Annotated in this window: 8 protein-coding genes; 7 read left to right on the forward strand and 1 reads right to left on the reverse strand. The window is 57.8% G+C overall.

Translation table 11 applies throughout. From position 1 onward, the window contains the following. The first annotated feature begins 72 nt into the window (after positions 1-72). The 6 genes from araB (at position 73) to rluA (ending at position 10177) form a co-directional block, all read left to right on the forward strand. Positions 73-1782: a ribulokinase gene (gene araB, locus IM265_RS05875; RefSeq protein ID WP_193030228.1), complete on the forward strand. Its 1710-nt coding sequence runs from the start codon at positions 73-75 to the stop codon at positions 1780-1782. 10 nt (positions 1783-1792) lie between these two features. Next, a complete protein-coding gene (gene araA / locus IM265_RS05880) occupies positions 1793-3295 on the forward strand; it encodes an L-arabinose isomerase (RefSeq protein ID WP_028015488.1) in 1503 nt (500 codons plus the stop codon). Positions 3296-3342: 47 nt separating this feature from the next. Beyond that, positions 3343-4038 (forward strand): L-ribulose-5-phosphate 4-epimerase, encoded by a 696-nt coding sequence (araD, locus tag IM265_RS05885; RefSeq protein ID WP_028015487.1) that lies wholly within the window; start codon positions 3343-3345, stop codon positions 4036-4038. Positions 4039-4112: 74 nt separating this feature from the next. Beyond that, entirely contained in the window at positions 4113-6470 is a 2358-nt protein-coding gene (gene polB / locus IM265_RS05890) for a DNA polymerase II (protein ID WP_069733559.1), read from the forward strand. 128 nt (positions 6471-6598) lie between these two features. After that, on the forward strand, positions 6599-9505 hold the full coding sequence (gene rapA, locus IM265_RS05895) for an RNA polymerase-associated protein RapA (RefSeq protein ID WP_193030226.1): 2907 nt from the start codon (positions 6599-6601) through the stop codon (positions 9503-9505). A gap of 12 nt (positions 9506-9517) precedes the next feature. Next, positions 9518-10177 carry a bifunctional tRNA pseudouridine(32) synthase/23S rRNA pseudouridine(746) synthase RluA gene (gene rluA / locus IM265_RS05900; RefSeq protein WP_193030224.1) on the forward strand — a complete coding sequence of 220 codons (660 nt, stop codon included), beginning with the start codon at positions 9518-9520 and terminating at the stop codon, positions 10175-10177. Positions 10178-10207: 30 nt separating this feature from the next. Here rluA and djlA read toward each other — a convergent pair whose 3' ends face one another. Further along, on the reverse strand, positions 10208-11023 hold the full coding sequence (gene djlA / locus IM265_RS05905; RefSeq protein ID WP_028015483.1) for a co-chaperone DjlA: 816 nt from the start codon (positions 11021-11023) through the stop codon (positions 10208-10210). A 239-nt stretch (positions 11024-11262) separates the two neighbouring features. Between djlA and lptD the strand changes: the two genes are divergently transcribed. Then, positions 11263-13614: an LPS assembly protein LptD gene (lptD, locus tag IM265_RS05910; RefSeq protein ID WP_193030222.1), complete on the forward strand. Its 2352-nt coding sequence runs from the start codon at positions 11263-11265 to the stop codon at positions 13612-13614. Positions 13615-13639: the final 25 nt, after the last annotated feature.

Below are 13639 nucleotides of genomic sequence, written 5' to 3' on the forward strand. Positions count from 1 at the left end.
CGGATCCTGCCTGACGATTTTTATCCCCAGTCTCTAATGTTCTTCCATACCTGTTTCGGATGGAGCAACACCATGGCAATTGCAATTGGCCTCGATTTTGGCAGCGACTCGGTTCGCGCGCTGGCAGTGGACTGTACGACTGGCCAGGAGATAGCAACCAGCGTTGAGTGGTATCCGCGCTGGCAAGAGGGGCGCTACTGCGATGCGCCAAACAACCAGTTCCGTCACCACCCGCGCGATTACATTGAATCGATGGAAGCGGCGATCAAAACCGTGCTGGCTGAACTGACTGACGCCCAGCGGGCCGACGTCGTGGGGATTGGCGTCGACAGCACCGGTTCAACGCCAGCTCCGGTGGACGCTGAAGGCCGCGTGCTGGCGCTGCGCCCGGAGTTTGCCGACAACCCGAACGCCATGTTCGTGCTTTGGAAAGACCATACTGCCGTGGAAGAGGCGGAAGCCATCACCCGCTTATGCCATCAGCCGGGCAAAACCGACTACTCGCGCTACATCGGCGGCATCTACTCCAGCGAATGGTTCTGGGCCAAAATCCTGCACGTTACCCGCGCGGACGCTTCGGTCGCCCAGGCCGCGGCATCCTGGATTGAGCTGTGCGACTGGGTGCCCGCCCTGCTCTCCGGCACCACTCGCCCGCAGGATATCCGCCGCGGCCGCTGCAGCGCCGGGCATAAATCCCTGTGGCATGAAGGCTGGGGCGGTCTTCCTCCGGCAGCGTTCTTCGATGAGCTTGACCCGATCATCAACAAAAATCTGAAATACCCGCTTTTTACCGACACCTTCACCGCCGATATTCCGGTCGGCACGCTCTGCGAAGAGTGGGCGACGCGTCTCGGCCTGCCGCAAAACGTGGCCATTTCCGGCGGCGCGTTCGATTGCCACATGGGTGCCGTGGGTGCGGGTGCGCAGCCTAACACGCTGGTGAAAGTGATCGGCACCTCTACCTGCGACATCCTGACGGCAGATAAAGCCAGCGTCGGCGACCGCGCGGTGAAAGGGATCTGCGGCCAGGTTGACGGCAGCGTGGTGCCAGATTTTATCGGCCTCGAAGCCGGTCAGTCCGCGTTTGGCGATATCTACGCCTGGTTTGGCCGGGTGCTGGGCTGGCCGCTGGATCGGCTGGCGGAAACGCACCCTGAACTGAAAACCCAGATTACCGCGAGCAAAAAACAGCTCCTGCCGCAGCTCACCGAAGCCTGGGCAAAAAATCCGTCCCTCGACCACCTGCCGGTGGTGCTGGACTGGTTTAACGGTCGCCGCACGCCGTTTGCCAACCAGCGCCTGAAGGGGGTGATTACCGATCTCAACCTGGCGACCGATGCCCCGGCGCTGTTCGGCGGTCTGATTGCCGCCACCGCGTTCGGCGCGCGCGCCATTATGGAGTGCTTCACCGAACAGGGCATCGACGTGAACAACGTGATGGCGCTGGGCGGTATCGCCCGTAAAAACCCGGTGATTATGCAGGCCTGCTGCGACGTGCTGAACCGTCCGCTGCAGATTGTGGCCTCCGATCAGTGCTGCGCGCTGGGCGCCGCGATTTTCGCTGCCGTGGCCGCAGGCGTTCATGCGGATATCCCGACCGCGCAGCAGCACATGGCAAGCGCCGTCGAAAACACGCTCCAGCCGCGTGTCCAGCAGGCACAACGCTTTGAACAGCTTTATCAGCGCTACCAGCAATGGGCAAAAAGCGCCGAGCTTCACTATCTCCCTGTCGCCGCCCCGGCCAAAAGCACCGCGGACACTACGGCAACCCTGACCCATTAAGGACACGATGATGACCATTTTTAATAATTATGAAGTGTGGTTTGTGATTGGCAGCCAGCATCTGTACGGACCGGAAGCGCTGCAGCAGGTAACGAAACACGCGGAGCACGTGGTTAACGCGCTGAACGCGGAAGCCAAACTGCCGTGCAAACTGGTGCTGAAGCCGCTGGGTACGACGCCGGACGAAATCACCAACATCTGCCGTGACGCCAACTACGACGATAAATGCGCCGGTCTGGTCGTGTGGCTGCACACCTTCTCACCGGCCAAAATGTGGATCAACGGCCTGGCAATCCTCAACAAACCGCTGCTGCAGTTCCACACTCAGTTCAATGCCTCCCTGCCGTGGGACAGCATCGACATGGACTTCATGAACCTGAACCAGACCGCGCACGGCGGCCGCGAGTTCGGCTTCATCGGCGCGCGCATGCGCCAGCAGCACGCTGTGGTCACCGGCCACTGGCAGGACGGCAAGGCGCAACAGCGTATCGGCTCCTGGATGCGTCAGGCGGTCTCTAAGCAGGATACCCGCCACCTGAAAGTGGTGCGTTTCGGCGACAACATGCGTGAAGTGGCGGTGACCGACGGCGATAAAGTCGCGGCGCAGATCAAGTTCGGCTTTTCCGTGAATACCTGGGCGGTGGGCGACCTGGTGCAGGTGGTGAATGACATCAGCGACGGCGACGTGAGCGCGCTGGTGGACGAGTACGAAAGCAGCTACCGCCTGACGCCTGCGGCGCAAGTTAACGGCGACAAGCGCCAGAACGTGCTGGATGCAGCGCGCATTGAGCTGGGCATGAAGCGTTTTCTGGAACAGGGCGGCTTCCATGCTTTTACTACCACTTTCGAAGACCTCCACGGCCTGAAACAGCTGCCGGGTCTGGCCGTACAACGTCTGATGCAGCAGGGCTACGGCTTTGCGGGTGAAGGCGACTGGAAAACTGCCGCTCTGCTTCGCATCATGAAGGTGATGTCGACCGGTCTGCAGGGCGGCACCTCCTTTATGGAGGACTACACCTACCACTTCGAGAACGGCAACGATCTGGTGCTCGGTTCGCACATGCTGGAAGTGTGTCCCTCCATCGCGGTTGAAGAGAAACCGATCCTTGACGTGCAGTACCTCGGCATCGGCGGCAAAGCGGATCCGGCCCGTCTGATCTTCAACACCCGTACCGGTCCGGCCATCAACGCCAGCCTGATCGACCTCGGCGACCGCTTCCGCCTGCTGGTGAACTGCGTCGATGCGGTTGAAACCCCGCACTCTCTGCCGAAGCTGCCGGTCGCCAATGCCTTGTGGAAAGCGCAGCCGGACCTGCCAACCGCGTCAGAGGCGTGGATCCTGGCGGGTGGCGCGCACCACACCGTCTTCAGCCACGCGCTGGACCTGAACGATATGCGCCAGTTTGCCGAGCTGCACGATATCGAGCTGACCGTGATTGATAACGACACCCGTCTGCCAGCCTTTAAAGACGCGCTGCGCTGGAACGAAGTCTATTACGGTTCAAAACGCTAAGTACGTAATGCCCGGTGGCGCTGCGCTCGCCGGGCAGGGAGACAACGATGTTAGAAGATCTCAAACGTCAGGTACTTGAAGCTAACCTGGCGCTGCCAAAACATAACCTGGTGACCCTGACCTGGGGCAACGTCAGCGCCGTTGACCGGGAAAAAGGGGTATTCGTGATCAAGCCTTCGGGCGTGGATTATACGGTGATGACCGCAGAGGATATGGTCGTGGTCAGCATCGAAACGGGTGAAGTGGTGGAAGGTAACAAAAAACCGTCGTCCGATACGCCCACCCACCGTCTGCTGTATCAGTCCTTCCCGACTATCGGCGGCATCGTGCATACCCATTCGCGTCACGCGACCATCTGGGCGCAGGCGGGCCAGTCTATTCCGGCCACCGGCACCACCCACGCGGACTACTTTTACGGCACCATTCCCTGCACGCGTCTGATGACCGATGCGGAGATTAACGGTGAGTACGAATGGGAAACCGGGAACGTGATCGTCGAAACCTTTGAAAAACAGGGTATCGACGCGGCGCAAATGCCCGGCGTACTGGTGCATTCCCACGGCCCGTTTGCCTGGGGTAAAAACGCGCAAGACGCGGTGCATAACGCGATAGTGCTGGAGGAAATCGCCTACATGGGGATCTTCTGCCGCCAGTTGGCACCTCAGTTGCCGGATATGCAGCAAACCCTGCTGGATAAACACTACCTGCGCAAGCACGGCGCGAAGGCCTATTACGGACAATAAACTGTATATATCCCCAGCATAAAACATTCAACCAGGCTATAATCAGGCCTGGTTTTGTTTTATGGGATGGCGGCGTGGCACAGGCGCAAGAAGGCTTTTTACTGACCCGACACTGGCGGGATACCCCTCAGGGCACCGAGGTTGCGTTCTGGCTGGCGACAGATAACGGCCCGCTGCACGTTACGCTTCCTCCTCAGGAATCCGTGGCGTTTATCCCTGAACATTACGTCGAGAAGGTAAAACAACTGCTGCGCGATGAGAACGGCTGGCGCCTCACGCCTCTTGAGCTAAAAGATTTCCATCGTCAGCCGGTGTATGGCCTTTACTGCCGCGCCCATCGCCAGCTGATGCGCTACGAAAAACTGCTGCGCGAAGCGGGCGTGACGCTCTACGAAGCGGACATTCGTCCGCCGGAACGCTTTCTGATGGAGCGGTTTATTACCGCCCCCGTCTGGGTTGACGGCGCTGAGCAAAACGGCACCCTTATCAACGCTCGCCTCAAGCCTAATCCGCATTATCGCCCCCCGCTAAAGTGGGTATCCCTGGATATCGAAACCACCCGCCACGGCGAACTGTACTGCATCGGCCTGGAAGGCTGCGGGCAGCGGGTTGTCTATATGCTCGGGCCGCCGAACGGCGATGCGTCCGCGCTCGATTTTCAGCTTGAGTACGTCAACAGCCGACCGCAGCTGCTGGAGAAGCTTAACCAGTGGTTTGCCGAGCACGACCCGGACGTGCTGATCGGCTGGAACGTGGTGCAGTTTGACCTGCGCGTGCTGCAAAAACACGCAGAGCGGTATCGCATCCCACTGATGCTCGGGCGCGGAAATACGGAGCTGGAGTGGCGTGAGCACGGCTTTAAGAACGGCGTGTTCTTTGCGCAGGCCAACGGCCGCCTGATTATCGACGGCATCGAGGCGCTGAAATCCGCGTTCTGGAATTTCTCCTCCTTCTCTCTGGAAGCGGTAGCGCAGGAATTGCTCGGTGAAGGCAAATCCATCGACAATCCGTGGGACCGCATGGACGAGATTGACCGGCGCTTCAACGAAGACAAACCGGCGCTCGCCACCTATAACCTGAAAGACTGCGAGCTGGTGACGCAGATATTCCACAAAACCGAGATCATGCCGTTCCTGCTGGAGCGCGCGACGGTAAATGGCCTCGCGGCTGACAGGCACGGCGGCTCGGTAGCCGCCTTTAGCCACCTCTATTTCCCACGAATGCACCGTGCGGGCTATGTTGCGCCCAACCTCGGGGACGTACCGCCGCAGGCCAGCCCCGGCGGCTACGTGATGGACTCCCGCCCAGGACTGTATGACTCGGTTCTGGTGCTGGACTACAAAAGCCTCTACCCGTCAATTATCCGCACTTTCCTTATTGACCCGGTGGGGCTGGTGGAGGGGATGGCGCAGCCAGACGACGCGCACAGCACCGAAGGTTTTCTCGGAGCACGCTTCTCGCGCGAAAAACACTGTCTGCCGGAGATTGTGGGAAACATCTGGCACGGCCGCGACGAGGCGAAACGTCATGGCAACAAGCCGCTCTCGCAGGCCCTGAAAATTATTATGAACGCTTTCTACGGCGTGCTGGGTACCAGCGCCTGCCGCTTCTTCGATCCGCGTCTGGCGTCGTCCATCACCATGCGCGGACACGACATCATGCGTCAGACCAAAGCGCTGATTGAATCCCGGGGCTATGACGTTATCTACGGCGACACGGATTCAACCTTTGTGTGGCTTAAGGGCGCACATTCAGAAGACGACGCCTCACGAATCGGCAAAGAACTGGTGGCCTTCGTAAACGACTGGTGGCAGGAGCATTTGCAAAAAGAGCGGTTAACCAGCGCATTAGAACTGGAATTTGAAACCCATTTTGCCCGCTTTTTAATGCCCACCATCCGCGGTACTGACCAGGGCAGCAAGAAGCGCTACGCCGGGCTGATCCAGGAGGGTGAAAAGCAGAGAATGGTCTTTAAAGGCCTGGAGACGGTGCGCACTGACTGGACGCCGCTGGCCCAGCAGTTCCAGCAGACGCTCTATCTGCGGATCTTCCGCAACGAGCCCTATCAGGACTACATCCGCGAAACCATCGCCAGCCTGATGGCCGGCGAGCTGGATGACCAGCTGGTGTATCGCAAGCGCCTGCGCCGCCCGCTGGCGGAGTACCAGCGCAACGTCCCGCCCCACGTGCGCGCCGCGCGCCTGGCGGACGAAGAGAATGTACGCCGGGGCCGCGCGCCGCAGTATCAGAACCGGGGGACGATAAAATACGTCTGGACAACGAACGGGCCGGAGCCCGTTGATTACCAGCAGTCGCCTCTCGATTACGATCACTACCTGACCCGCCAGCTTCAGCCGGTTGCGGAGGGAATTTTACCGTTCATCGACGACGATTTTGCTACACTTGTAACAGGGCAACTTGGCCTATTTTGACGCGTGACGAAATGGCTGCCATCCAGTACCATAGCGCCCTTTCCATTCCCGGACCCATTTTTCGATGACCGTCTTTTTTGACGGGGGTCGAACTATTGCCTGCAATTAAAGATTAGAGCCGAACAACTATGCCTTTTACACTTGGTCAACGCTGGATCAGCGATACAGAAAGCGAACTTGGATTAGGAACCGTCGTTGCCGTCGATGCGCGCATGGTTACCCTCCTCTTCCCTGCTACCGGTGAAAACCGCCTGTACGCTCGCAATGACTCCCCTGTGACCCGCGTAATGTTCAATCCGGGCGACACCGTGACCAGCCACGAAGGCTGGCAGCTAAAGGTTGAAGACGTAAAAGAAGAGAATGGACTGCTCGCCTACATCGGAACGCGTCTTGATACCGACGAGACGAACGTCATCCTGCGTGAAGTACTGCTCGACAGCAAACTGGTGTTCAGCAAGCCGCAGGACCGCCTGTTTGCCGGGCAAATCGACCGTATGGATCGCTTCTCCCTGCGCTACCGCGCGCGTAAGTTCCAGAGCGAACAGTACCGCATGCCGTGGAGTGGCCTGCGCGGCCAGCGCACCAGCCTGATCCCCCACCAGCTGAATATCGCCCATGACGTGGGCCGTCGTCATGCGCCCCGCGTGCTGCTTGCCGACGAAGTGGGCCTGGGTAAAACCATCGAAGCGGGCATGATCCTGCATCAGCAGCTGCTCTCCGGCGCTGCCGAGCGCGTGCTGATTGTCGTGCCTGAAACCCTCCAGCACCAGTGGCTGGTGGAGATGCTGCGCCGCTTTAACCTGCGCTTCTCCCTGTTCGACGACGAGCGCTATGCCGAAGCTCAGCACGACGCGGACAACCCGTTTGAAACCGAACAGCTGGTGATCTGCTCGCTGGATTTCGTGCGCCGCAGCAAGCAGCGCCTTGAGCATCTGTGCGATGCCGAATGGGACCTGATGGTCGTCGACGAAGCGCACCACCTGGTGTGGAGCGAAGATGCCCCAAGCCGCGAATATATGGCGATTGAACAGCTTGCCGAGCGCGTGCCCGGCGTCCTGCTGCTGACCGCAACGCCGGAGCAGCTCGGTCTGGAAAGTCACTTCGCCCGTCTGCGCCTGCTTGATCCAAACCGTTTCCACGACTTCGCTCAGTTCGTGGAAGAGCAGAACAACTACCGTCCGGTTGCGGATGCCGTCGCGCTGCTGCTGGCGGGTAAACGTCTCTCAAACGATGAACTCAACACCCTGAGCGATCTGATTGGCGAGCAGGATATCGAACCGCTGCTGCAGGCTGCGAACAGCGACAGCGAGAATGCGGGATCCGCGCGTAAAGAGCTGATCGACATGCTGATGGACCGTCACGGCACCAGCCGCGTGCTGTTCCGCAACACCCGTAACGGCGTGAAAGGGTTCCCTAAACGCGAACTGCACACCATCAAGCTCCCGCTGCCGACGCAGTATCAGACGGCGATTAAAGTCTCCGGCATTATGGGCGCGCGCAAAACTCAGGAAGAGCGCGCGCGTGACATGCTCTACCCGGAACAGATTTATCAGGAATTTGAAGGCGATACCGGCACCTGGTGGAACTTCGACCCGCGCGTGGAGTGGCTGATGGGCTACCTGACCGCGCACCGCTCCCAGAAAGTGCTGGTGATCTGCGCCAAAGCCGCCACCGCGCTGCAGCTGGAACAGGTTCTGCGCGAGCGCGAAGGCATTCGTGCCGCCGTGTTCCACGAAGGCATGTCCATCGTCGAGCGCGACCGCGCGGCGGCGTGGTTCAGTGAAGAGGACAGCGGCGCGCAGGTGATGCTGTGCTCCGAAATCGGTTCTGAAGGGCGTAACTTCCAGTTCGCCAGCAATCTGGTGATGTTCGATCTGCCGTTCAACCCGGATCTGCTGGAGCAGCGTATCGGCCGTCTGGATCGTATCGGCCAGGCGCATGATATTCAGATCCACGTGCCGTACCTGGAAAAAACCGCTCAGTCCGTGCTGGTGCGCTGGTTCCACGAAGGTCTGAATGCGTTTGAGCATACCTGCCCGACGGGCCGCACCATTTATGACCAGGTGCATGGCGATCTGATCGGTTACCTGGCCGCGCCGGAAAATACCGACGGTTTTGACGATCTGATTAAATCCTGCCGCGAGAAACATGAAGCGCTGAAGGCGCAGCTTGAACAGGGGCGCGACCGCCTGCTGGAGATCCACTCCAACGGTGGCGAAAAAGCGCAGGCGCTTGCCGAGAGCATTGAAGAACAAGATGACGACACCAGCCTGATCGGCTTCTCCATGAACCTGTTCGACATTGTCGGGATTAACCAGGACGATCGTGGCGAGAACCTGATCGTGTTAACCCCGTCAGACCACATGCTGGTGCCCGATTTCCCGGGCCTGCCGGAAGATGGCTGTACCATCACCTTCGAGCGTGACGTGGCGCTGTCCCGCGAAGATGCTCAGTTCATCACCTGGGAACACCCGCTGATCCGCAACGGGCTGGATCTGATCCTCTCCGGTGATACCGGCAGCAGCACCATCTCCCTGTTGAAAAACAAGGCGCTGCCCGTAGGCACGCTGCTACTGGAGCTGATCTATGTTGTGGAAGCGCAGGCGCCGAAACAGCTGCAGCTCAACCGCTTCCTGCCGCCAACGCCGGTGCGTTTGCTGCTGGATAAAAACGGTACGAACCTGGCCGGCCAGGTGGAGTTCGAAAGCTTCAACCGCCAGCTGAGCGCGGTGAACCGCCATACCGGCAGCAAGCTGGTGAACGCGGTGCAGCAGGACGTGCACGCCATTCTCCAGCAGGGCGAAATCCAGATCGAAAAAGCGGCCCGAGACCTGATTGACGCCGCGCGCAATGAAGCCGACGAGAAACTGTCTGCCGAGCTGTCCCGTCTGGAAGCGTTAAAAGCGGTCAACCCGAACATCCGCGACGACGAACTGGCGGCAATTGAAAGCAACCGTCAGCAGGTGCTGGAAAGCCTGAATCAGGCAAGCTGGCGTCTCGACGCCCTGCGTCTTATCGTTGTGACGCATCAGTAAACGGAGCGCAAGATGGTGATGGAGCCGTATAATCCGCCGCAGGATCCCTGGCTGGTCATTCTGTATCAGGATGAACACATTATGGTGGTCAACAAACCGAGCGGCCTGTTGTCCGTGCCGGGCCGTCTGGATGAGCACAAGGACAGCGTGATGACGCGCATTCAGCGCGATTATCCGCAGGCCGAGTCCGTACATCGCCTGGACATGGCCACCAGCGGCGTGATTGTGGTGGCGCTGAATAAAGCGGCGGAGCGCGAGCTGAAGCGTCAGTTCCGCGAGCGCGAGCCGAAGAAGCAGTATGTTGCCCGCGTCTGGGGCCACCCGGCGCAGGCGGAAGGGCTGGTGGATTTACCGCTGATTTGCGACTGGCCGAACAGGCCAAAGCAGAAGGTGTGTTATGAAACCGGCAAGGCCGCGCAAACCGAATATGAAGTGCTGGAGTACGCGCCGGATAACACCGCGCGCGTCCTGCTTAAGCCGATTACCGGACGTTCACACCAGCTGCGCGTGCATATGCTTGCGCTGGGTCACCCGATTCTGGGTGACCGCTTCTACGCCCCGCCAGAGGCCCTGGCGTTAGCGCAACGCCTGCAGCTCCATGCGCAGACGCTCACCATCACCCACCCTACTTTCGGTAACGCGATGACGTTTAAAGCCCCGGTGGACTTCTGAAAAAAAAGCCCGACATTGTCGGGCTTTTTCTTATTTGAAACCTTTCTTCTCTTTAATGAGCTCGTACGCCTTCTGGATTTCCTGCGCTTTTTGCTTCGCCATCTCCATCATTTCCGGCGGTAAACCTTTCGCCACCAGCTTGTCAGGATGATGCTCGCTCATCAGCTTACGGTAGGCACGTTTAATCGTGGTTTGATCGTCCGTGGGCTTCACGCCAAGCACGTTGCAGGCATCTTCCAGCGTCGGGCCACGCTGCGCCTGCTGCCATGCACCGCCGGAAGACTGCTGGTGATAGCCCCCGCCAAACTGGGCGCCGCCCTGCATCATGCGCAGGAACTGGTCAAACTGCATACGGGAGATACCCAGTTCTTCCGCAATAACGTACAGGACATCGCGTTCATTGGGGTGAAGCGAGCCGTCGGCAAACGCCGCCTGGATTTGGATTTCCAGAAACATCCGAATTAAATCAAAACGTCCGAAGCAGATGCTGCGGAACTGGCGCATCTTTTCACGCAGCGGATAGTTATCCGATTTACCGATGCGAAACGCATTCTGCGCCGCCAGGCGGGACTCACCATGCAGGTTCATGCGATCCATAAAAACGCTGGCAATCTGAATATCCGCTTCGGTCACGCGGCCTTTGGATTTGGTTAAGTGCCCCATGACCTCAAAGGTGGTGGAGAAAAAGAGCGACTGGCGCTCGCGCTGATTGGCAAACCAGGCCATTTTACGGCTGCGTGCCTTATCAAACATATGGCCAATGATAAGCCCAAGCACAATTCCCCAGAACCCGGCACCCATGATGATGGCGAACGCAACGCCGATTATTTTACCCCAATACTGCATATACTCCCCGGATAGTCATATTCCCTGCCGACGCAACGTCATCATCACAGTGTTCAAGCCACGGTCAATTGAAGGACATCGCCTATAATTTGCTTTATCATACTCGTCATTCGATAGCGAGCCTAACACTCTGGCGCGCAAACGGGCAGGATTAACGCTGGTACTGCGCTGATGAGTAAGATAGTCTCTGAGCGTTTGTAAGCCGTAGCCACTGATGACGGAACAATAAAATATAACGTATGAAAAAACGTATCCCCACCCTCCTGGCCACAATGATTGGCTCCGCCCTGTACAGTCAACAGGGGCTGGCGGCCGATCTCGCCTCGCAGTGTATGCTTGGCGTCCCAAGTTATAATCGCCCACTGGTGGAGGGCGATACAAATAGCTTGCCGGTAACCATTACTGCCGATAGCTCCAAAGGTACTTATCCTGACAATGCCACGTTTACGGGCAATGTGGATATTAACCAGGGCAATAGCCGCCTGCAGGCTGATGAAGTGCAGTTGCACCAGAAGCAGCCGGAAGGCGCGGTCGAGCCGGTACGAACGGTGGATGCGCTGGGTAATGTGCACTATGACGACAATCAGGTCATCCTGAAAGGTCCGAAAGCCTGGTCAAACCTGAATACCAAAGATACTAACGTCTGGGAAGGTGATTACCAGATGGTGGGTCGCCAGGGACGCGGTAAAGCGGACCTGATGAAACAGCGCGGTGAAAACCGCTATACGATTCTGGAGAATGGCTCCTTTACATCATGTCTGCCGGGTTCAAATACCTGGAGCGTGGTCGGGAGCGAAGTTATCCATGACCGTGAAGAGCAGGTCGCAGAGATCTGGAACGCACGCTTTAAGCTGGGTCCGGTGCCGGTATTCTACAGCCCTTATCTCCAGCTTCCCGTGGGTGACAAGCGTCGCTCGGGCTTCCTGATCCCGAATGCTAAATACAGCACCTCGAACTACTTTGAGTTCTACCTGCCGTATTACTGGAACATCGCGCCCAACATGGACGCCACGATCACGCCGCACTATATCCACAAGCGCGGCAACATCATGTGGGAAAACGAGTTCCGCTATCTGACTCAGGCCGGTGCTGGCCTGATGGAGCTGGATTATCTGCCGTCGGATAAGGTCTTCCAGGATGAGCACCCTACAGAAGGCGATAAACACCGCTGGCTATTCTACTGGCAGCATGCCGGAGTGATGGATCAGGTGTGGCGCTTTAGCGTTGACTATACCAAAGTTAGCGACTCATCTTATTTTAACGACTTCTCGTCTAAATACGGTTCGAGCACGGATGGCTATGCCACGCAGAAGTTCAGCGTAGGCTATGCGGTGCAGAACTTTGATGCAACCGTCTCAACCAAACAGTTCCAGGTATTCTCTGACCTGTCCACGCCTACCTATGGTGCAGAGCCGCAGCTGGACGTTAACTGGTATCAGAATAATGTAGGTCCATTCGACACCCGGGTTTACGCTCAGGCGGTACATTTCGTGAACACGGATTCGGACATGCCGGAAGCTACGCGTGTTCACCTGGAGCCGACGATCAATCTGCCGTGGTCTAACGACTGGGCAAGCTTGAATACCGAAGCCAAGCTGATGGCGACGCACTATCAGCAAAAAAATATTGATAATTACAACACCACGAAGAATGCGCATCTGGAAGAGTCGGTTAACCGAACGCTCCCGCAGTTCAAAATGGACGGGAAGCTGATCTTCGAGCGTGATATGGGCCTGCTGGCGGATGGTTATACCCAGACGCTTGAGCCGCGTATGCAGTATTTGTACGTGCCATATCGCGATCAGAGTAAGATTCAGAACTACGACTCGTCTTTACTGCAGTCTGACTACAGCGGCCTGTTCCGCGATCGTACTTACGGCGGTCTGGACCGTATCGCCTCCGCTAACCAGTTAACGACCGGCGTCACAACACGCGTTTATGATGATGCCGCCGTTGAACGTTTTAACGTTTCTGTTGGTCAAATCTACTATTTCACCGAGTCACGTACCGGTGATGACAACATTCAGTGGGAGAAAGACAACAAAACGGGATCGCTGGTATGGGCGGGAGATACGTACTGGCGCATGACTGACCGTTGGGGCCTGCGTGGTGGTGTGCAATATGACACTCGCCTCGATAATATCGCCACAAGCAGTGCCGCTATTGAGTACCGTCGCGATGAAGACCGCATGGTACAGTTGACGTATCGTTATGCCAGTCCGGAATATATTCAGGCAACATTGCCTTCTTATGCAGGCGCAGAACAGTATAAAGACGGCATCTCGCAGGTTGGTGGTGCAGCAAGCTGGCCTATCGCCGACCGCTGGTCAATCGTAGGCGCTTACTACTTTGACACCAACGCGAATAAGCCAGCGGACCAGATGGTTGGTCTGCAATATAACTCCTGCTGTTACGCGCTGCGCGTCGGTTACGAGCGTAAGCTTAACGGCTGGGATACTGTAAACAATCAGAGCAAATACGATAACGTGATTGGCTTTAATGTCGAACTGCGCGGCCTGAGCTCCAACTACGGCCTGGGCACGCATCAGATGCTGCGTTCGAACATTCTGCCGTACAGTAGTTCTTTGTAATGTGCTTGATTTACAACGTAATCCG

Origin of the sequence: Enterobacter cloacae complex sp. P17RS, from assembly GCF_014895885.1 — a bacterium.
Taxonomy (GTDB): Bacteria; Pseudomonadota; Gammaproteobacteria; order Enterobacterales; family Enterobacteriaceae; genus Enterobacter; species Enterobacter bugandensis.